At 72.7% G+C, this 18,327-nt stretch carries 20 protein-coding genes; 8 read left to right on the top strand and 12 right to left on the bottom strand.

The annotated features are described in order from the left end of the window. Positions 1 to 3: 3 nt before the first annotated feature. Positions 4 to 1,041, bottom strand: coding sequence for a dipeptidase (locus tag LEL83_RS00735; protein ID WP_225557348.1), 1,038 nt, complete (start codon positions 1,039 to 1,041; stop codon positions 4 to 6). A gap of 74 nt (positions 1,042 to 1,115) precedes the next feature. On the opposite strand from LEL83_RS00735, the gene LEL83_RS00730 reads away from it, so the two are divergent. From LEL83_RS00730 to LEL83_RS00720, 3 genes are all read left to right on the top strand, one after another. Continuing rightward, on the top strand, positions 1,116 to 1,628 hold the full coding sequence (locus LEL83_RS00730) for an SRPBCC family protein (protein WP_225557347.1): 513 nt from the start codon (positions 1,116 to 1,118) through the stop codon (positions 1,626 to 1,628). A 96-nt stretch (positions 1,629 to 1,724) separates the two neighbouring features. Further along, positions 1,725 to 2,288, top strand: coding sequence for a VOC family protein (locus tag LEL83_RS00725; RefSeq protein ID WP_225557346.1), 564 nt, complete (start codon positions 1,725 to 1,727; stop codon positions 2,286 to 2,288). Positions 2,289 to 2,416: 128 nt separating this feature from the next. Continuing rightward, positions 2,417 to 3,220 (top strand): SGNH/GDSL hydrolase family protein, encoded by an 804-nt coding sequence (locus LEL83_RS00720; protein ID WP_225557344.1) that lies wholly within the window; start codon positions 2,417 to 2,419, stop codon positions 3,218 to 3,220. On the opposite strand, the gene LEL83_RS00715 is transcribed toward LEL83_RS00720, so the two are convergent. The 3 genes from LEL83_RS00715 to LEL83_RS00705 all read right to left on the bottom strand — a co-directional run bounded on the left by LEL83_RS00715 (position 3,205) and on the right by LEL83_RS00705 (position 5,749). Continuing rightward, complete coding sequence (locus tag LEL83_RS00715) at positions 3,205 to 3,696, bottom strand: GNAT family N-acetyltransferase (RefSeq protein ID WP_225557343.1); 492 nt, start codon at positions 3,694 to 3,696, stop codon at positions 3,205 to 3,207. The two genes, LEL83_RS00720 and LEL83_RS00715, sit on opposite strands and share 16 nt — an antisense overlap. A 4-nt stretch (positions 3,697 to 3,700) precedes the next feature. Continuing rightward, positions 3,701 to 5,104, bottom strand: a complete 1,404-nt coding sequence (locus LEL83_RS00710; RefSeq protein ID WP_308009844.1) for an LLM class flavin-dependent oxidoreductase — start codon at positions 5,102 to 5,104, stop codon at positions 3,701 to 3,703. 276 nt (positions 5,105 to 5,380) lie between these two features. Next, entirely contained in the window at positions 5,381 to 5,749 is a 369-nt protein-coding gene (locus tag LEL83_RS00705; protein WP_225557341.1) for a VOC family protein, read from the bottom strand. Between the two features lie 61 nt (positions 5,750 to 5,810). Here LEL83_RS00705 and LEL83_RS00700 point away from each other — a divergent pair, with 61 nt between their 5' ends. Further along, positions 5,811 to 6,260 carry a MarR family winged helix-turn-helix transcriptional regulator gene (locus tag LEL83_RS00700; RefSeq protein ID WP_225557340.1) on the top strand — a complete coding sequence of 150 codons (450 nt, stop codon included), beginning with the start codon at positions 5,811 to 5,813 and terminating at the stop codon, positions 6,258 to 6,260. A gap of 121 nt (positions 6,261 to 6,381) precedes the next feature. Here LEL83_RS00700 and LEL83_RS00695 read toward each other — a convergent pair whose 3' ends face one another. Further along, positions 6,382 to 6,951, bottom strand: coding sequence for a uridine kinase family protein (locus tag LEL83_RS00695; RefSeq protein ID WP_225557339.1), 570 nt, complete (start codon positions 6,949 to 6,951; stop codon positions 6,382 to 6,384). Between the two features lie 53 nt (positions 6,952 to 7,004). On the opposite strand from LEL83_RS00695, the gene LEL83_RS00690 reads away from it, so the two are divergent. Further along, positions 7,005 to 7,460, top strand: a complete 456-nt coding sequence (locus tag LEL83_RS00690) for a GNAT family N-acetyltransferase (protein ID WP_225557338.1) — start codon at positions 7,005 to 7,007, stop codon at positions 7,458 to 7,460. A 79-nt stretch (positions 7,461 to 7,539) separates the two neighbouring features. Continuing rightward, complete coding sequence (locus tag LEL83_RS00685) at positions 7,540 to 8,355, top strand: hypothetical protein (protein ID WP_225557337.1); 816 nt, start codon at positions 7,540 to 7,542, stop codon at positions 8,353 to 8,355. 80 nt (positions 8,356 to 8,435) lie between these two features. Here the strand turns inward: LEL83_RS00685 and sufU are convergent, their stop codons facing one another. From sufU to LEL83_RS00665, 4 genes are all read right to left on the bottom strand, one after another. Continuing rightward, positions 8,436 to 8,885, bottom strand: coding sequence for a Fe-S cluster assembly sulfur transfer protein SufU (gene sufU, locus LEL83_RS00680; RefSeq protein WP_225557336.1), 450 nt, complete (start codon positions 8,883 to 8,885; stop codon positions 8,436 to 8,438). Then, complete coding sequence (locus tag LEL83_RS00675; RefSeq protein ID WP_225557382.1) at positions 8,882 to 10,174, bottom strand: aminotransferase class V-fold PLP-dependent enzyme; 1,293 nt, start codon at positions 10,172 to 10,174, stop codon at positions 8,882 to 8,884. The genes sufU and LEL83_RS00675 overlap by 4 nt, the downstream gene beginning before the upstream one ends. A 143-nt stretch (positions 10,175 to 10,317) precedes the next feature. After that, positions 10,318 to 10,530: an Rv0909 family putative TA system antitoxin gene (locus LEL83_RS00670; protein ID WP_225557335.1), complete on the bottom strand. Its 213-nt coding sequence runs from the start codon at positions 10,528 to 10,530 to the stop codon at positions 10,318 to 10,320. Positions 10,531 to 10,624: 94 nt separating this feature from the next. Further along, positions 10,625 to 11,908 carry a chloride channel protein gene (locus LEL83_RS00665; RefSeq protein WP_225557334.1) on the bottom strand — a complete coding sequence of 428 codons (1,284 nt, stop codon included), beginning with the start codon at positions 11,906 to 11,908 and terminating at the stop codon, positions 10,625 to 10,627. Between the two features lie 164 nt (positions 11,909 to 12,072). Between LEL83_RS00665 and LEL83_RS00660 the strand changes: the two genes are divergently transcribed. Continuing rightward, positions 12,073 to 12,855, top strand: a complete 783-nt coding sequence (locus tag LEL83_RS00660) for a helix-turn-helix domain-containing protein (RefSeq protein WP_225557333.1) — start codon at positions 12,073 to 12,075, stop codon at positions 12,853 to 12,855. 104 nt (positions 12,856 to 12,959) lie between these two features. On the opposite strand, the gene LEL83_RS00655 is transcribed toward LEL83_RS00660, so the two are convergent. Both LEL83_RS00655 and LEL83_RS00650 read right to left on the bottom strand, forming a co-directional pair. Next, positions 12,960 to 15,071, bottom strand: coding sequence for an alpha-galactosidase (locus LEL83_RS00655; protein WP_225557332.1), 2,112 nt, complete (start codon positions 15,069 to 15,071; stop codon positions 12,960 to 12,962). A gap of 77 nt (positions 15,072 to 15,148) precedes the next feature. Beyond that, the gene (locus LEL83_RS00650; RefSeq protein WP_198656487.1) at positions 15,149 to 16,132 is read right to left on the bottom strand and encodes a magnesium and cobalt transport protein CorA; all 984 of its coding nucleotides are present in this window, start codon (positions 16,130 to 16,132) and stop codon (positions 15,149 to 15,151) included. 164 nt (positions 16,133 to 16,296) lie between these two features. On the opposite strand from LEL83_RS00650, the gene LEL83_RS00645 reads away from it, so the two are divergent. Then, a complete protein-coding gene (locus LEL83_RS00645) occupies positions 16,297 to 17,073 on the top strand; it encodes a TspO-related membrane protein (protein ID WP_225557328.1) in 777 nt (258 codons plus the stop codon). Between the two features lie 92 nt (positions 17,074 to 17,165). On the opposite strand, the gene ald is transcribed toward LEL83_RS00645, so the two are convergent. After that, on the bottom strand, positions 17,166 to 18,266 hold the full coding sequence (ald, locus tag LEL83_RS00640; RefSeq protein ID WP_225557327.1) for an alanine dehydrogenase: 1,101 nt from the start codon (positions 18,264 to 18,266) through the stop codon (positions 17,166 to 17,168). Between the last annotated feature and the right edge of the window lie 61 nt (positions 18,267 to 18,327).

Raw genomic sequence — 18,327 nt, 5'->3', positions numbered from 1 at the left:
GGGTCAGCGCGCGAGCGACGTCCGCACGAACCGCTCGTCCGTCGCCTCGAGCACCCGCAGCACGTTGCCCCCGGCGAGCGCCCGCAGGTCGGACCCGCCCCAGCCACGTCGTTCGAGCTCCGCCGCGAGCACCGGGTACCGCGACACGTCCCGCAGGTCCGGCGGCAGCACCGGGGTGCCGTCGTAGTCGCCGCCGAGACCGATGTGCGCCGCACCGGCGACGTCGCGGGCGTGCTCCACGTGATCCGCGACGTCGGACACGGTCACCAAGGGCGGTTCCCCGACCGAGCCGCCTTCCTCCCAGTCCGCCCACGCCCGCGACACGAACTTCGGCACGAAGGTGATCATGACCACGCCGCCGTTGTCGGCCAGCCGGGCGAGCACGTCGTCGGGGACGTTCCGCGGGTGGTCGTCGATCGCGACCGTGGACGAGTGACTGAAGACGACCGGCTGGGTCGCCACGTCGAGGGTGTCCCGCATGGTCGCCGGCGCCGTGTGCGACAGGTCGACGAGCATGCCGATCCGCTCCATCTCGGCGACGACCTGACGTCCGCGGTCGGTGAGGCCACCGTGCGCCCGCTCCCCCGTCGCGGAGTCCGCCCACGGGGTGTCGTCGTTGTGGGTGAGCGTCATGTACCGGACGCCGAGCCGGGCGAGGGTGCGGAGCACGGCCAGGTCGTCACCGATGGAGTGCCCGCCCTCGGCTCCGAGCAACGACGCGATGCGACCGGTGTCGATCGCGGCACGCACCTGGGCGGCGGTCCGGGCGAACGCGAGGTCGTCGGGGTACCGCTCGATGATCCGGTGGGCAAGGTCCACCTGCTGCAGGGTCGTGCGCACCGGGTCTGGGTCGTCGGCGGGGACGAACACCGACCAGAACTGGCCGGCGACGCCACCGGCGCGGAGCTTCGGGATGTCGGTGTGCAGCGAGTCGGCCTCGGTGTCGATGCCCTCCACGCCGGAGTCGTGGGACTCGCGGCGCTCCCACGGCAGGTCGTTGTGGCCGTCGATGACCGGGAACGGGAGCGCGTCGAACGTCATGCCTGCGACGCTACCGCCCGTCGCTACGATCTCCGGGTGACCTCCACGAACACGTCGACGGACCGGCCGGTCCGGTGACGGTCTCGTTCCGGTGCGAGACGGAGCTCGCCTGCTCCCCCGAGCGCGCCATCGCGCTGTCGCTCGACATCGGCGCGCACGAGCGGTCGATGGCCGCGAGCGGCGAGCGCGCCGTCGCCGGCACGACCTCCGGGACGATCGGCCTGGGCGAGACCGTGACGTGGCGTGCGCGGCACTTCGGGATCGTCTGGCGGATGACGAGCCGGATCACCACTCTGGAGGCACCACACCGGTTCGTCGACGAACAGGTCCGTGGTCCGTTCGCCCGCTTCCACCACGAGCACCGGTTCGAGCCGTCGGCCGGCGGCACGCGCATGGTCGACACGATCACCTTCCGCGCTCCGCTCGGCCCGTTGGGCCGTCTGGCCGAGGTGCTTGCCCTCGGTCGGTACATGCCACGGCTGATCGCCGACCGGAACGCCTCGCTCGCCGCCGAGCTCCGCGCCGACGGCCACGGTGGTGCCAGTGGCTCGGGGGGCTCCGGCGGCCCGGGCAGCTCCGGTCAGTAGCCGCCAGACCGTCGCTCGCTGCGGCTTGCCGCACCGATGACGCACGCCCACCGGACCGAGCGGATCGCGAGCCCGCCGCGATGGTAGGAATCGACCATGAGCAGGGGAATCAGGATCGACCACGTGGGCGTCACGGTGCCGGACATCGACGCAGCCACGGCGTTCTTCGAGGCGGCGTTCGACGCCGTCGTCCTGTACGACATGCGGCGTCGTGACGAGGCTCCGAACGGTACGGCCGAGGCGCACGGCTACCTCGGCATCCCGAGCACGATGGCGCAGGGGGCCATGCGGATGCTCGCGCTGCCCGAGGGCCCGGGCCTGGAGCTGTTCGAGTACCTCGGCCCGGAGCAGCGGACCGCGGCGCACCCGTCGGACCTCGGCTGGCAGCACCTGGCGGTGTACGCCGACGACCTGGACGAGACACTCGCCCGGGTCGAGGCAGCCGGAGGGACCAGGAACTCCGACCCGCGTGACCTGCGCGGCGACGAGGCCGGCACCGGCAACCGCTTCGTCTACACGCGGACGCCGTGGGGGTCGACCCTCGAGCTGGTGAGCTACCCGACGCCCCAGCCGTACCTGCTGTACGCACCGCGCCCGAAGTGGGCCCCGTGGCCGATGTCGGACGACGTCTTCCCGGTGCCGGCCCCCGCCGTGCACTGACGCGACGCGGAGACGAGCCCTTCGTGAGCAGAAATGGTCGGGTGCCGAACGGCGACCCGACCATTCCTGCTCACGAAGCTCGCGGCGGCACAGAGAACGTGCACAGCCATGTGCACGATGATGCACCCATGCACGAGACCATCCGCTACGTCGCGATCGGCGACAGCTTCTCGGAGGGCATCGGCGACGCCGGTCCCGCTCCGCTCCCCGGCTGGACCGGACGACTCGCGAGCGGGATGGCCGCGGCGCCGGACACCGGCGTCTCGTACGCCAACCTCGCCGTGCGCGGGCGGCTGCTCGCGGGCGTCATCGACGGGCAACTCGAGGCCGCGCTCGCGCTCGACCCGGCACCGACGCTCATCACGTTCTGCGCCGGCGGCAACGACATGCTGCGCCCCGGCTACGACGTCCCCGCGCTCCTCGCCCTCGTCGAGGCAGCGGCCGACCGGGTCGCCATCACCGGTGCCCGCCTGGCACTCCTCAGCCCGGCCGACCCGAGCGCTCGACTGCCGCTCGGGTCCCTCATCAACCGCCGTGGCAACGCCTGGGCCGAGGCGCTCGGCACGCTCGCCCGGCGTCGTGGCCTGCCGTTCGTCGACGTCTCGCGCGACCCGCACCTGCGGCGGGCGGAGTTCTGGTCGGACGATCGGCTGCACATGAACGCCACCGGCCACCAGCGCGTCGCCGAACTCGCCCTGCACGCCGTCACCGACGCGCCCGCACCGGTCGAACCGACCGACGACGGCAGGTCCCGGGCGAGGCTCGGCGAGGAGCTGCGCTACTACCGGGAGCACGTCCTGCCGTGGGTCCGACGCCGGGTCACGCGGCGGTCGTCCGGCGACGGCCGCTCCGCCACCTTCCCCACCTGGACCCCGGTCGGACAGCCCGCAGGACCGCAGTCGGGCGGCCGCCGGGATCAGCCCGCGACGTAGACCCGGGTCGTGACGCCGCTCAGGGCGTGTGCGAACTCGTCGCCCGTCGCGACGAAGCCACCCGCCTCGTACAGGCGCACCGCCCGGTCGTTGTCGCCGAGCACGTGCAGCACCACGCGCGGGTGACCGGCAGCTCGCGCGTCGTGCACCGCCTCCGACAGCAGGGACCGCCCGAGCCCCCGCGCCTGCACGCCGGGTCGCACCGCGAGCAACGACAGGTAGGCGGCGTCCGTCGGGTCCGTCGACCGCCCGGTGCCCGGCGCCGTCACGAGCACGAAGCCGTCGACCGCGCCGTCGTCACCGGGAGCCACCAGCCAGGCGACGTGCTCGGCCGCGAACTTCTGCCGGGCGCGCTCCCGCACCGCGGGGTCCTCGACGACGCCGTCCCGTGCGGCGACCGCGGCTGCCCACAGGTCGATGCAGGCGGCCGTCTCGTCGGGGCTCGCAGGACGCACGACCACGGACGATTCGATCATCCGTTCAGCCTACGGCGGCGCGGCTCCCGATCCTGAACGAGGCCCCACGGTGCTCCTCGGGCAGCCGGTCGCCCCGTCCGTGCAGCTTCTGCCGGAGCGAGCCCTGCTCGTACTCCTCCGGGTAGGCCCCGCGGGCACGGAGCTCCGGGATCACGAACTCGATGACGTCCTCCCACGTGCCCGGGGTCACCGCGTACGCCAGGTTGAAGCCGTCGACGTCGGTCAGCTCCTGGATCTCCTGCAGCCGGTCGGCGATGGTCGCTCCCCCGCCGACCGCCACCGGCCCGAGCCCGCCGATCGCCGTGTGCCGGGCGAGGTCGCGGATCGTCCACGACGACCCGTCCTCGCCGGTGGCCGCCGCGATGTTCGCCGCGGCGGACTGGATCGCGTTCGATTCGACGTCGCCGAGGGGCTCGTCGAGGTCCCACTGCGACAGGTCGACGCCCATCCACCCCGAGTTGAGCACCAGGGCGCCGAGCTCCGAGGCGTACGACAGGTAGTCCTCGTACTTCGCCTGGGCCAGTTCGTCGGTGGCGTCCGTGATCACGGTGAGCAGTGTGTAGACGCGGGCGGCGTACCGGTCGCGACCAGCTGCCTCCAGGGCGTCACGGACCTTCGCGACGGTCGACGCGAGCTGCTCGACGGTCGGTGCGCCCACGAAGACCGCTTCGGCGTTCTCGGCGGCGAAGCGGATGCCGCGCGGTGAGGCGCCCGCCTGGTAGATGACGGGCGTGCGCTGCACGGACGGCTCGGACAGGTGGATGCCGGGGACGTCGAAGTGTGTGCCGTGGTGCTCGATCGGGTGCACCTTCGCGGGGTCCGTGAAGATCCCGGCGTCGCGGTCCGCGACGACGGCGTCGTCCTCCCACGAGCCCTCCCACAGCTTGTAGAGGACCTCGAGGTACTCGTCGGCCACGTCGTAGCGGTCGTCGTGCGACAACTGGTCGGTTTGCCCCATGTTCCGCGCCGCGCTCGGCAGGTACCCGGTGACGACGTTCCAGCCGACCCGGCCCTTCGTCAGGTGGTCGAGCGTCGACATGCGTCGGGCGAACGGGTACGGGTGCTCGTACGCGGTACCCGCCGTGATCCCGAAGCCCAGGTGCTCGGTCACCGACGCCATCGCCGACACGAGCAGCACCGGGTCGTTCACGGGCACCTGCGACCCGGTGCGGAGCGCGGCCTCGTTCGACCCGCCGTACACGTCGTAGGTGCCCAGGACATCGGCGATGAAGATGCCGTCGAACGCCCCGCGCTCGAGCGTCTTCGCCAGGTCCGTCCAGTAGCTCAGGTCGCGGTAGTCCCGCGAGCGGTCGCGCGGGTGCCGCCACAGCCCGGAGGACTGGTGCGCCACGCAGTTCATGTCGAACGCGTTGAAGCGGATCTGCCGGTGCTCGCTGCTGCTGCTCACGGGTCGAGACGCTACGTCGGTCGCGCGCGTCCGTCACGGACCGTGACGAAGCGTGACGGGCCGGCTCCGGCACCGGCCTGGAGGCCCGCCCCGCCTCCGCCCCGCCGCCCCGGCCGGGCTGGTGGCCGGCCGCGCCGGTCGCCGGGTCCCCGGCGCGGTGCGGGTGGGGCGGGCCCCCGGCGCGGATGCGCGTCGCACAACCGAAGTGCTTCGGAGCCGCGCGATCGCACGGCGCGAGCGCACTTCGGTTGTGCGACGTGACATCGCTCCCGCGGCTCAGGCCCGGTCGTGGAGCGTGACGTGGTAGCCGTCGGGGTCGGCGAACGTGAAGGTCCGACCGAAGGGGCCGTCGATCGGCGCCGAGACGATGCGGTGACCGTCGGCTGCCAGGGCGTCGTGGATCGCCTGCACATCGGTCGCGTGCATCCAGATCGCGGCACCGATGCCCGGCTGCGACACGGCGTCGAGATCGGTCCCGGGCGCCAGGTCGCGCAGGGCGAACGCGATCGGCGAGGTCTCGAACACGACGGCGTGCGGCGGACCGGCCTGGGCGCGGACCAGACCGAGGTACTGCTCGTAGAACGCCTGCGACGCGGCGAGGTCGCGGCTCTGCAGGGAGATGAAGTCGGGGCCGGTGACGGGCATGTGGTGCTCCTTCGGTTGTGTCAGTCTTCTGACACGCACCAACGTATGTCAGACTTCTGACATGCGTCAAGACGGAGACGGCATCGACCTCGACACGTCGATCGGTTACCTGCTCAAGGAGACGGCGAGCGCCCTGCGCGCATCGATGGAAGCCGTCCTGCGGCCACTGGGCATGACGATCACGCACTACTCCTGCCTCGAGCTGCTGGCGCAGCGCCCCGGTTTGTCGAACTCCGAGCTCGCCCGCGGCACCTTCGTCACCCGGCAGTCGATGAACGTCCTGCTGCAAGCACTGGAGCGGGACGGCTTCGTCACGCGGGCCAGTGAGCCGTCCGTCGGCAAGGCGCTGCCGACGCAGCTGACCGCGAGCGGGCGTCGGAGCCTGGAGCAGGCGAGCGCCGCGGTCCGCGGTGTCGAGCAGCGGATGCTCGAGGGCCTGACCGAGCAGCAGCAGGCGGACGCCCGTCGGGTCCTCCGGAGCATGGTCACGGCCCTCCGCAGGCAGGACTGACCCAGCCGCCTCCGTGCACGGACCCTGCTCGCCGGCCCGCTCGCGGTGGTCCTCCAGGTCACCCGGCCGTCACGGCCAGCGGGTCCGCCCCGACGTCCTCGATGACGAGCGCGGACCCAGATCAGCCTTCGTAGCGCACGCCCGCACCGTCCCTCGGCGAGAACCGCTCTTCGAAGTCACGCTCGTTCGGGATCCACACGTCACGCCAGAGGTTCTCGTGACGGCGCCCCAGCGCTCGATCCCGAGCCATCCCCCGCTGCGCCGCCGTCTGCAGATCGACGTCGCACCAGATCGTGACGTCGAGGTGCGGGAGCGCGTCGGGATGGAAGAGTCCGATCAGATCGACGACCAGCACGTCCGTCCTCGGCAGCGGCTCAGCCGGTCCGAGCGCACGCGCGGACCAGTCGAACCGCTGGAACGTGCTCGCCCGACCGGCACGGTGCGGTTCGAACACCGAAGAGACCAGACGGGGACGATCGACGCCGTCCCAATCGACGGAGCGCTGATGAGACCGAAGGGGGTCGAGGAAGTCGTCGCCGCGGATGCGGACCGCGCCGGGGAGCGCCTCGACGAGCGTGCGCGTCAGCGTGGACTTGCCGGATCCGCAGTACCCAGAGACACCGACGACGATCGGTGCACGAGCCGAGGCACGGCGGGACGCGACAAGGTCGATGACGCTGGCGCGGTCCATCGGGCAAGCGTACGAGGTCGATGACGGTGTGCCGGTGTTCGTAGGCTGATCGGATGGACGTCGCACTGCGGGACAGCACCACCGAGGACCTCGAGTGGCTCGTCGAGCTCCGGGCCGTGGTGCTGCGCGACGACCTGACACGCCTCGGAGTCTTCGACGAGACGCGCGTCCGGCAGCGACTCCGCGACGCGTTCCAGCCGCAGCTGACCCGCATCGTCGTGGTCGACGGCCGCGACGTCGGGTCGATCACCGTCCGGGTCGAGGGCGACGTCCGCTGGGTCGAGCACTTCTACCTCGCGCCCGACGTCCAGGGGCGAGGGGTCGGATCGACCGTGCTGCGCACCGTCCTCGACGAACCGCACGACGGCCCGACGCGCCTCAACGTGCTGGTGGGCAGCCCCGCTCGCCGACTCTACGAACGCCACGGCTTCGTGCTCGACACCGACGACGGTGTCGACGTGTTCATGACGCTGCGTGCCGCCGAACGAGCATCCCACGAACCGCGCTGAAGCTGCTCGTCGACGGCGTCGGCCATCCGGCGGGCGGAAGCTCGTCGCCACGCTCCCCTGAGCCGGTAGCGTCAGCGACGTGACCGAGACCGGCGAGCACGACGACGAGACCTTCAGCTTCACGATGTCGAGCGGCGGCACGCCCCGCGGCCACCTGCAGGACCCGAGCGCGGTCACACTCCACCTGGACCCACAGCTCCTCGGTGACACCGCCCGGGGCAAGGAGATGTTCGCCCGGGCGGTCGACCAGCAGCACACCGCGCTGTCCGACTACGCCAGGGCGCTCGACGACGCCGACGGCGACGTCACCGCCCCGGCGGTGCAGGACGCCGCCACCGCACTCCACGAGGCGCTCCAGTTCCTGCCGATCGCCCACACCGTCTACGCCGGGGTCGGTTTCCCGTCGGCGCGGGTCAGCGACGACCCGCGTGCGACGTCGTCGACGCCGGACCGGGGCGAGCGCGGCTTCGGAGTCCACCCGGACATGCTCACGGCGATCCAGGGCGACACGAGCCAGCGCTGGGAACTCGCCGGCACCGAGGACCTCCCGCTGGCCGTCGAGATCGCCCTCGCGACAGACCCCGACGCGAACGTCCGGTCGGTGTTCCTGTCCGGGACGACCCGGGCCCGGAGCGTCGTGCTGCTCATGGAAGCCCGTGAGACCGACCCGGACGTGGTCGAGCAGCTCGCCCAGCAGGGCTACGCCAGCCCTGATCGGAAGTTCCCCCTGCCGCTCGCGGACCTGGTTCCCCGAGAACTCGACGGCCTGTACGAGCTCCTCGGCCTCGACGCCGCCACCGTCCGCCTCGCACACGAGCGGTGGGCGCGGGCGCAGGAACACGACGAGCGCATCACCGTCGGCGACGCGCTCCGCGAGATCGGCGCGGTCAGCTGAGCCGCTAACGGGAGGCGCGGGACCGGCCCGCACCGGGCCTCCCGTCGGTCAGGTGGTCGCGATCGCGAGCCGCACCTGGCTCAGCGGGACGCGGTCGCCTCGCGCGCGGCGGCTTCCGCCGCCACCCAGGCGAGCATGCCGCACTTGACGCGCATGACGAACTTCGAGACGCCGTGGAAGGCGACGAGGTCCTCGAGGACGTCCTCGTCGGGCTCGCCGACGCCGCGCGAGCGCATCATGGTGCGGAACTCGTCGGTGAGGGCGAGGAGCTCCGGGACGGTCCGGCCCACGGCCATGTCGGTGAGGACGGACGCCGAGGCCATCGAGATCGAGCAGCCGTCGCCCTGCCAGGCGAGCCCGGCGATGCGGTCCGTGCTGGGCTCGAGCCGCAGGCTGACGGTGATCTCGTCGCCGCACGTGGGGTTGCGCTCGAAGTGCGAGGCGTCGGCGTCGGGCAGTTCGCCGTCACCGTGCCGGGCCTTCGCGTGGTCGAGGATGACCTGCTGGTACAGGGAGTCGAGGGTGTTCACGCGGATGCTCCGAAGTAGTCGCGGACCTCGGCGACGGCTGCGATGAACCGGTCGACGTCGTGCTCGGTCGTGTAGACGTAGGTGCTCGCGCGGCTCGTGGCGGTCAGGCCGAGGCGTCGGTGCAGGGGCTGGGCGCAGTGGTGCCCGGACCGGACGGCGATGCCCTGCGCGTCCAGGTACTGGGAGACGTCGTGGGCGTGCACGCCCTCGACGTCGAACGCCGCCAGGCCGGACCGTGGCACGCCGGCGGGCGGGCCGACGACGCGGATGCCCGGGACGGCGGCGAGACCGTCGAGCATGCGACGGGCGAGGTGCTCCTCGTGGGCGCGGACACGTTCCATGCCGATGCCCTGCAGGTAGCGGACGGCCTCGGCGAGGGCGACGGCCTGGGACACGGGCTGCGTGCCGGCCTCGAACCGCTCGGGCGCGGGCATGAACTCCGAGCCCTCCATCGTCACGGTGGTGATCATCGAACCGCCGGTGCGGAACGGTGGCAGGGCGTTCAGCAGGTCGCCGCGACCCCACAGCACCCCGATCCCGTTCGGGCCGAGCATCTTGTGCCCGGAGAACGCGGCGAAGTCGACGCCGAGCTGCTGCACGTCGAGGGGACGGTGCGGGGCGGACTGGCAGGCGTCGAGCACGACGAGGGCACCGCGGGCGTGGGCGAGCCCGACGATCTGCTCGACGGGCGCGACCATGCCCGTGACGTTCGAGACGTGCGAGAACGCGACGACCTTCGTGCGGTCGGTGATGAGCGCGGCGGCGTCGTCCGCGGTCCACGTGCCGTCGTCGGCGACCGGGATCCAGCGCAGCGTCGCACCGGTCAGCGCGGCGAGCTCCTGCCACGGCACGAGGTTGGCGTGGTGCTCCGCCTCGGTGACCAGGATCTCGTCGCGCTCACCCAGACGGAAGCGCGCGGCGTCGGGCCCGCCGCGGCCGGCACTGGCGCTCGCCATGCCGTGGGCGACCAGGTTCAGGGCGTCGGTGGCGTTCGCCGTCCACACGACCTCGGTCGGGGCGGCGGCCCCGATGAACCCGGCGACGGTGGCACGGGCGTCCTCGTAGGCGTCGGTGCTGAGCGCCGCGAGCGTGTGGGCCCCGCGGTGGACGGCGGCGTTGTCGTGTTCCAGGAACCGGCGCTCGGCGTCGAGGACCTGGCGCGGGCGCTCCGCCGTCGCACCGGAGTCCAGGTACGCCAGCGGCTGCCCGTTCACGTCCTGCGCGAGGATCGGGAAGTCCCGCTTGATCGCTGCGACCTCGGTCTCGGTGAGCGGCTGGTTCGGCGCCACGACTGTCACGTCTCGTCCTCCTGGTGTTGCCGTCCACGACAACCCGTCAATGGTGGCCGTTGTTCCCGACGCCGTCCAGTCGGCACGGCGCAGCCCCGGGCCGGAGCGGTCCGGGGCAGCGCGCGTCGACGGTGGTCCGTCGGCTACTCGTTGCCGAGCTTCTTGTCCGCTGCGTCGCGGGCGCCGTCGATCTTGTCGTCGTACTTGCCGCCGGTCGCCTTCTTGACGGCGTCGGCCACGCCGCCGAGCACCTTGTCGCTGACGCCCTCGGCGCGCTCGCTCTTCAGGGCGTCCTGGACCTTGCCGTCCTGCAGGAACGCCTGCGCCTTCTTGGTGATGTCGTCGAACGCCGCCATCGCTGCTCCTCGTGTCGGTGCGGAGCCCGTCGCTCCGTCGTGCCGCCGAGCGTAGGCCGAGCCCACGACGCGCGTACCGGAACGTTCGGGGTCTTCACACCATCTGGGCGCTGCGGCGGCGGGCCAGGACGTGGCCGACGGCGACGGCACCGGAGATCGCCAGCAACGAGGGCACCAGGATGTCGACGCCCTGCTGCGTGAACTCGACGACGAGCACGAGGGCCGTGAAGGGCGCACGCATCGTCGTGGCGAGGAACGCCGCGGCGCCGACGAACGCGAAGGCCGCCAGGCTCGGGCCGTCGGCGGGCCAGAGCAGCAGCCACGCACCGCCCAGTCCGCCGCCGATCGCCGCGCCGATCGCGATCGAGGGCGTCAGGGTGCCGCCCACCGCGCCCGCGCCGATGGTGGCCGTGGTCGTCACGGTGCGCAGCACACCGAGCAGCAGGAGCAGGACGATCGGCGAGAGCCCGGCGAACGGGTCGTCGTCGAGCGCGGTGTTCATCGCCACGAGCCCGAGCGCCCGACCGTTGCCGAGGATCTCCGGGAACGGGATGGCGATGAGCCCGACCAGCGCGAAGACGACGGGCAGCACGACGAGCAGGTGCCAGCCCTTCGGCGCGATCCCCTGCAGCCGGTTCGTCAGCTTGACGAACCCGACCCCGGCCAGCCCGAGCACGGGGCCGACGACGATCGCCCACACCAGCAGCGACGGGGTCAGGTGCATCGCAGGGACGTCGTAGAGCACCTCGTCCGGGATCACGAGTCGGGCGACGATCGCCGCGACCGCACTCGTCGCGAACGCGGGCAGCGCGGTCGCCAGGCTGATCTCGCCGAGCAGGACCTCCACCGCGAACAGGGCGCCGCCGAGGGGCACGTCGTAGACCGCCGCGAGACCGGCCGCCGCTCCGCACGCCACGAGGATCCGGGTCTCGCGTGGCGTGAGGCCGGCGCGGCGTGTGACGAGCTGGGCGAGCCAGGCCCCGACCTCGCGCGGCGCGACCTCCTTGCCGATCGAGGCACCGAGGCCGACGGCGAGGATCTGGATGCCCGCGTTGGCGAGCGTCGCGAGTGCCGGCATCCGGGCCCCGTCGACCGCGGCGGTCACCGAGACGATCGACCGCCCCCAACGTCGGAGTGCCCACCACGCGACCCCCGTCAGCACACCGGCGGCGGTGATCGCCAGGAACCGGTTCAGGCCGGACGGCGCGTCGGCGGCCTCGAGGTGCCCGCCGAAACCGTAGCCGAACGCGACGAACTGGATGAGCTGCAGGGCGAGCCAGACCGCGATCCCCGCGATGCCGCCCGAGATGCCGACCAGGGCGGTGATGACCGCGAGCTTGACCGCCCAGACAGGGGTCGCGAGACCGGAGTGCGGCATGCCGGAAGCCTAGTGGGTGGGCTCACCGGGGAGCGCCGAAGGCCGCCGCGTCGGCGCTCGGACGCGCCGAGGGCCCGCGGCACCGCGCCCTGTCGGGTGGATGTCGGCTGTCTGTCGGGTCACGAGCGTGGGACCGGACGCGTGTCGCTCGTACTGTGGGCGACATGAGCGAGACACGGATCGTCGGGCTGCGGACCGAGCGGGGCTGGACCCAGGAACGCCTGGCCGAGGTCAGCGGGGTGACGGTCCGGACCGTCCAACGGCTCGAGGCCGGGAACGACGTGAGCCTCGACACCCTGACGCGTCTGGCCGCGGCACTCGAGGTCCCGGTCCGTCAGCTGGTCGTGGAGGACCCGGAGGACGACGACACCGACGGTCCGGCCGCCGGGGACGACGCTGCTGCTCGGCACTTCGCCGGCGCAGCGCGGAGCGCCTGGCGCGACATCGCCCTCGGGGTGGCCCTGCTCGTGACGTCGCCGGCCCCGGTCGTGCTGCTGATCGCGGGGGCCGACGCCGGCCTCGTCCCCACGAGCGTCGAGGTCGCCATCGCGATCGGGCTCGGGGCGCTGCTCGCGATCGCCCTGGTCGCGACGCTCCACCTCGTCCGGGCGTCCGGCCGGCTGTCCCCGTACCTGCCGATCCGCCAGGAACGGGTGCGGTTCGGCGCGCGGGCGCTGCGGTGGGCCGAGCGCCTCGAGGGCGTCCGCCGACGGCAGCGCACCCGGGCGACGGCGGTCGCCTGCGCGATGTGGGTGTCCTCGCCGCTGCCGCTCATCGTCGTCGCGCTGATCGAACCCGGCCGGGGTCAGGGCCTCTGGATCGCCGCCGCGACCGCCGTCCTGCTCGTCGTCGTCGCCGCGGGGGCGTTCACCGCGCTGCGGACCGCGTGGGCCCCGTACGTGCAGGCGAAGCTGGCCCCGGCCGTCGGAACTCGCGCGACCGTCTGAGGAGGGGCCGCCACAGCCGAGCCGTCGACCGGGCCGCCCACCCGGCCCGAGCGGTCCCCGCGGAGCCGCACCGTGCCTCCAGACCGCGCACCGACCGCCCGCGGTCAGACGGCCGTCACCCGGAACGGCACCACGCAGTCGGCAGGCATGAGCGGCGGCTGCAGGCCGACCGTGCTGAGCACCCGTCCGCGGAACACCCGCTCGCCGGACCACCACGGCGGTCGGACCAGCCCGTGACCGTCACCGATGACGACCGGGTCGACGCGGTAGTCGGCGTCCGGGTCGAGGTCGCGGAACGCGACCCGGCCCGTGCCCGACACGTCGGAGCGGCCGGTGCTCGCCAGGTAGAACACCGCGCTCCGTCGATCGGGGGCGACGGTGCCGTACACCAGCCGGGACGGGTCGGTCTCGTCCGAGCGCACCAGGTCGCCGCCGTGCAGCAGACCGCGGACCTCCCGGTACAGCGCGATCCACTCGGCGAGCTCCGCGGACTCGGCCGGCGTCGCCCGGGCCAGGTCCCACTCGATGCCGAGGTGCCCGACCAGGGCGGTGCCGGCACGGAACGCGAGGTCGTGGACGCGGCCGGTGGTGTGGTTCCGCCCGCTCGCGACGTGCGCTCCGAGCATCTCCGGCGGCAGGAGCTGCTGCGTCCACCGGTGCATGTGCTGCCGCTCCAGGGGGTCGATGTCGTCGGACACCCACACCCGGCTGGTGTGCTCGATGACGCCCAGGTCGACGCGGGCACCACCGGACGAGCACGACTCGATCTCGAGCGACGGGAACCGCTGTCCGAGCGTCGCCATGAGGCGGTAGGTGGCAAGGGTCTGCTCGTGCACGGCGGCGCCGCCACCGGGGAACCCGGCGTCGACGAGGTCACGGTTGTGGTCCCACTTGACGGCGTCGACGCCGTACTCGCCGATGATCGCGGTCATACGTTCGAGCACGTACTCGTACGCCTCGGGGATCGCGAGGTCGAGCACCTGCTGGTCGCGCGACCGGACGGGCAACCGGCCGTCCGCCTGCATGAGCCACTCGGGGTGGGCGCGGGCGAGGTCGCTGTCCTCGTTGACCATCTCGGGCTCGAACCACAGCCCGAACTGCATGCCGAGCGCGCGGACGCGGTCGACCAGGGGCCCGAGGCCGTCCGGCCAGACGTCCTCGTCGACGTACCAGTCTCCGAGGCCCGCGTGGTCGTCGCGCCGACCGCGGAACCAGCCGTCGTCGAGCACGTACCGCTCGACGCCGAGCGCCGCCGCCCGCTCGGCGAGGTCGACCAGCCGGGCGAGGTCGTGGTCGAAGTAGACGGCCTCCCACACGTTGATCGTGACGGGGCGCGGGGAGTTCGGGTGCTGCGGACGGCTGCGCAGCCAGCGGTGGAAGCGCCGTGCCTGGTCGTCGAGGCCGTCGCCGTGCGCGAAGTACACCCACGGCCCCTCGTACGACTCGTCGCGTCCGAGCCGCACCTCGCCGGGCAGCAGGAGCTCACCGCCGCCAACGACCTGCCGACCGGTGCTGAGCCGCTCGGCGTGGTGGCGGTGGTTCCCACTCCACGCCGTGTGCACGCCCCACACCCGGCCGTGGGCGAACCCGAAGCCGGGCTCCCCCACCGTCAGCACCGTGGCGGCGTCCGCACCGGTCCGGCCCTTCCGTCCCTCGCGCTGGTGGGTGCCGACGACGAGTTCGCGGCGCTGCGGCGTCCGTTCCTTGCCCCAGCGCCCGGCGAAGTCCAGGATCTCGCGCGCACCGGACGGGATCGGCATCGCCACGGTGAGGTCGTCGACGGTGTAGACGCCCTCGGCGGTGTTCGTCACGGCGGCCCGGGCGCGGACGAGTCCGGAGTCGAGCATCTCGACCGTCAGCCGGACGGCCAGCCCGGCGGTGGTGTCGACGGCGTGGGCGGTGAACGTGGTGTCGGTCACGTCGAGCGCGGTCACGGTGAACGCCGGTGCCCAGTCGTGGCCGTCACGGTGTCCGGCGAGACCCGGTCGGCCCGTCCAGCCGCGGTGCGGTTCCGGCAGCAGCGCCAGGCGGACGGGCTCGTCCATCTCGTTCGGGGCGACCGGGGCGACGTCGGCGTCGGCGAGCGCGGTGAGGGCTTCCCCGTCGAGCGGTCCGAGGGCAGCGCCCCAGTGCACGACGGCGGGCAGGGCGGCACCGCGGCAGTCGAGGACCAGGGACACGCCCCCGGCGGTCAGGTGGACGAGGTCGTGCGGCATGCGGGCTCCAGTCGGCGTCGTTGCACCCCGAGCCTCGCCGGTCGGGGTGCCCGTCGCAACTCCGCTGGCGGCGCGGCTCAGAACCAGCGCTTGACCTTGAACACCACGTACAGGATCGCCGCGAACAGGATCATCGCCAGGATCGACAGCGGGTAGCCCCACGTCCACCCGAGCTCGGGCATGTGGGTGAAGTTCATGCCGTAGATCGCGGCGATCAGGGTCGGTGCGAACAGGATCGCCGCCCAGCCCGAGATCCGCTTGGTGTCGTCGTTCTGCTTCTGCGCCGCCAGGGTGGAGTCGACCGTCAGCGCGTTCTGCAGCAGCTGCCGGAAGGTGTCGAGCCGCTCCACGGTCCGGATGGCGTGGTCGAGGACGTCGCGGAACCGGCGCTGCATCTCGACCGGCAGGTGGTACTTCTCGGCGCCGCGGTGCAGGTTCTCGATGATGTGGATGAGCGGCCGGGCGGCCCGCTGGAAGTCGACGACCTCGCCGAACAGCTCGTACACCCGGCGGGACACCCCGGCCTCACCGGAGAACAGCTGGTCCTCGATCTGGTTGATGTCCTCCTCGAGCCCGTCGATGACCGGGACGTAGCCGTCGACGATCGAGTCCATGAGCGCCCAGAGCTGCGCCTGCGGCCCCACCGTCACCAGCCCCGGCTTGCCGCTCATCCGCTGCAGCGCCCGCGGCACGGTCTGCGGGCCACGAGGGTCGGCCTTGACGACGGCCAGGAAGAAGCGCTCCCCCACGAAGGCGTGCACCTCGCCGAAGGCCACTTCTTCCTGCCGGTCGTTGTACAGCGCCGGCTTCAGCACGACGAACAGCGTCGAGCCGTAGCGCTCGAGCTTGGGGCGCTGGTGACCCTCGGCGGAGTCCTCGACGGCCAGTTCGTGCAGGCCGAGGGCGACCGCGACGTCGCCGAGTTCCTGGGCGTCCGGCTCGTGCAGCACGATGCACGCGCTGGCGCCCTGCTCGTCGAGCATCCGGAAGGTGTCGTCGAGGGACGGGCTCGCGATCGGGGCGATCCGGTCGATGTAGACGGTGTTCAGTTCGACGCTCACGCGACCACCGTACGCAGCACATCGCGTGGACGGACGGGAGGCGCGGCGCGGGGCCGCCCCGCCGCCTGCGGCCCGTCCCCCGCTTCGCTGGACGCGCGCTGCGCACGGTCCCCGGTTCGACGTCTACCGTGCAGGTCATCAGCATGCTGACGAAAGGGACTGTCATGAAGCGCATCTGGAAGCGGATCGCCGTCGCGGTGAGCGCGGTCGTCGCCGTCGTCGGGGCGTACATCGGCTCGGGAGCCGCCGGTGGGACGCCGATCGCCGACGCCGCCGGAGGCGCACTCTCCGCGTCGTCGACCGCGATCGCCCCGGGCGGCCCGGCCTTCTCGATCTGGAGCGTGATCTACGCCGGACTCATCGGCTACGCGGTCCTGCAGCTCGTCCGCACCGCGAACGACGAGCGACACGACCGCCTGGTGCTGCCGGCCGTGCTGTCCCTGCTGCTCAACGCGGCGTGGATCCTGTCGGTGCAGTTCGGGCTGCTGTGGGCCAGCGAGCCGATCATCGTCGCGCTGCTCGTCGTGCTGGTCTGGACGTTCTCGATCCTGCGCCGGACCCGCTCGCGAGGCGTCGTCGAGGCGATCCTGGTCGACGGCACGTTCGGCCTCTACCTGGGGTGGGTGTGCGTCGCGACGGCGGCGAACACGGCCGCGGTGCTGACGGCGGCAGGTTTCCGGGGCTTCGGCCTCGGGCAGGACCTCTGGGGCGTGGCGGTCGCGGCGGTGGCCGGACTGGTCGGCGTGCTGCTGGCGTTCTGGGGGCGCGGTCGCCTCGCCCCGGCGGCCTCGCTCGCGTGGGGCCTGGCGTGGGTGGCGGTCGCCCGGTTCGAGGGACCGCTCGTCTCCCTGCCGACGGCGGTCACGGCCGTGGTGGCCGCGGCGGCCGTGGTCGTCGTGACCGTGGTCGTGCGGGCGCGCGCCGGGTGGGTCGTGGCCTGACGCACGACCGCTACGCGCCGCTTCGCGCTGAGCGACACCTCACGCAGCCGCTGGGCCGTGAGGTGTCGCTCAGCGCGAAGAGTCGCGCGGCCTCAGCGCGCGGCGGCCACCAGGCCGTGGGCGGCGGCGACCGCGGCGTTCGTGACCGCTCCCCCGTGCACGTTCAGGCCGGCGGCGAGCGCGGGATCGGCCTCGAGCGCGGCCTCCCACCCGCGGTCGGCGATCGCGACGGCGTAGGGCAGCGTGGCGTTCGTCAGCGAGATCGTGCTCGTGCGCGGCACGGCCCCCGGCATGTTCGCCACGCAGTAGTACACGGTGTCGTGCACGGCGAAGGTCGGGTCGTCGTGGGTGGTCGGGTGCGACCCCTCGAAGCAGCCGCCCTGGTCGATCGCGATGTCGACGAGCACCGACCCCGGCCGCATGTCCGCGACCATGGCGTCGGTCACGAGCTTCGGCGCCGACGCCCCGGGGATCAGCACCGAGCCGATCACCAGGTCGGCGTCGCGCAGTGCCTCGCCGATGGCGTGGGCCGACGACCGCAGGGTCGTGATGCGGCCGTCAAAGCGGGCGTCGAGCGCGCGCAGCCGCGGCAGGCTGATGTCGAACACGGTGACGTCGGCGCCCATGCCGAGCGCCATCGTCGCGGCGTGCTCGCCCGCGACGCCGCCGCCGATCACGACGACCCGTCCCTTCGGTGCGCCGGGGACCCCGCCGAGCAGCAGCCCCCGCCCGCCGTTCGCGCGCATCAGGTGGTGGGCGCCGACCTGGGCGGACAGGCGGCCGGCGACCTCGGACATCGGCGACAGCAGCGGGAGCGAGCGGTCCGGCAGCTGCACGGTCTCGTAGGCGATCGCGGTGGCCCCGGAGTCGACGAGCGCGTCGGTCAACGGGCGGTCGGCGGCCAGGTGCAGGTAGGTGAAGAGCACCTGGCCCGGTCGGATCATCGGGTACTCCAACGCCACGGGCTCCTTGACCTTCAGCACGAGTTCCGCGCGGTCCCAGACCTCGGCGGCGGAGTCGACGATCGTGGCACCGGCAGCGCGGTACTCGTCGTCGGTGAAGGCCGAACCGACACCGGCCCCGGCCTGCACCAGGACCTCGTGCCCGTGGGCGCTCAGCTCGGCAGCCCCCGCCGGCGTGGCCGCCACGCGGTACTCGTTGTTCTTGATCTCGGTCGGGACGCCGATGCGCATGCGGACTCCTTCGTGGGCGGTGCGTTCGTCTCCACCATTGAGCCGCGGATTCGCTCCGAGC

Origin of the sequence: Curtobacterium oceanosedimentum, from assembly GCF_020297365.1 — a bacterium.
In the GTDB taxonomy this organism is placed as follows: Bacteria; Actinomycetota; Actinomycetes; order Actinomycetales; family Microbacteriaceae; genus Curtobacterium.
Note: the sequence above shows the minus strand (reverse complement) of the source record. Positions and strands in the feature narration are given on the sequence as shown.

Excerpts from the sequence above, each read along its gene's own strand:
- LEL83_RS00645 (WP_225557328.1), top strand. The coding sequence starts at position 16,297 with ATGAAGCGCATCTGGAAGCGGATCGCCGTCGCGGTGAGCGCGGTCGTC.
- LEL83_RS00720 (WP_225557344.1), top strand. The coding sequence starts at position 2,417 with ATGCACGAGACCATCCGCTACGTCGCGATCGGCGACAGCTTCTCGGAG.
- LEL83_RS00690 (WP_225557338.1), top strand. The coding sequence starts at position 7,005 with ATGGACGTCGCACTGCGGGACAGCACCACCGAGGACCTCGAGTGGCTC.
- LEL83_RS00715 (WP_225557343.1), bottom strand. The coding sequence starts at position 3,696 with ATGATCGAATCGTCCGTGGTCGTGCGTCCTGCGAGCCCCGACGAGACG.
- LEL83_RS00700 (WP_225557340.1), top strand. The coding sequence starts at position 5,811 with ATGCGTCAAGACGGAGACGGCATCGACCTCGACACGTCGATCGGTTAC.
- LEL83_RS00735 (WP_225557348.1), bottom strand. The coding sequence starts at position 1,041 with ATGACGTTCGACGCGCTCCCGTTCCCGGTCATCGACGGCCACAACGAC.
- LEL83_RS00705 (WP_225557341.1), bottom strand. The coding sequence starts at position 5,749 with ATGCCCGTCACCGGCCCCGACTTCATCTCCCTGCAGAGCCGCGACCTC.
- LEL83_RS00665 (WP_225557334.1), bottom strand. The coding sequence starts at position 11,908 with ATGCCGCACTCCGGTCTCGCGACCCCTGTCTGGGCGGTCAAGCTCGCG.
- LEL83_RS00670 (WP_225557335.1), bottom strand. The coding sequence starts at position 10,530 with ATGGCGGCGTTCGACGACATCACCAAGAAGGCGCAGGCGTTCCTGCAG.
- LEL83_RS00655 (WP_225557332.1), bottom strand. The coding sequence starts at position 15,071 with ATGCCGCACGACCTCGTCCACCTGACCGCCGGGGGCGTGTCCCTGGTC.
- LEL83_RS00725 (WP_225557346.1), top strand. The coding sequence starts at position 1,725 with ATGAGCAGGGGAATCAGGATCGACCACGTGGGCGTCACGGTGCCGGAC.
- ald (WP_225557327.1), bottom strand. The coding sequence starts at position 18,266 with ATGCGCATCGGCGTCCCGACCGAGATCAAGAACAACGAGTACCGCGTG.
- LEL83_RS00695 (WP_225557339.1), bottom strand. The coding sequence starts at position 6,951 with ATGGACCGCGCCAGCGTCATCGACCTTGTCGCGTCCCGCCGTGCCTCG.
- LEL83_RS00660 (WP_225557333.1), top strand. The coding sequence starts at position 12,073 with ATGAGCGAGACACGGATCGTCGGGCTGCGGACCGAGCGGGGCTGGACC.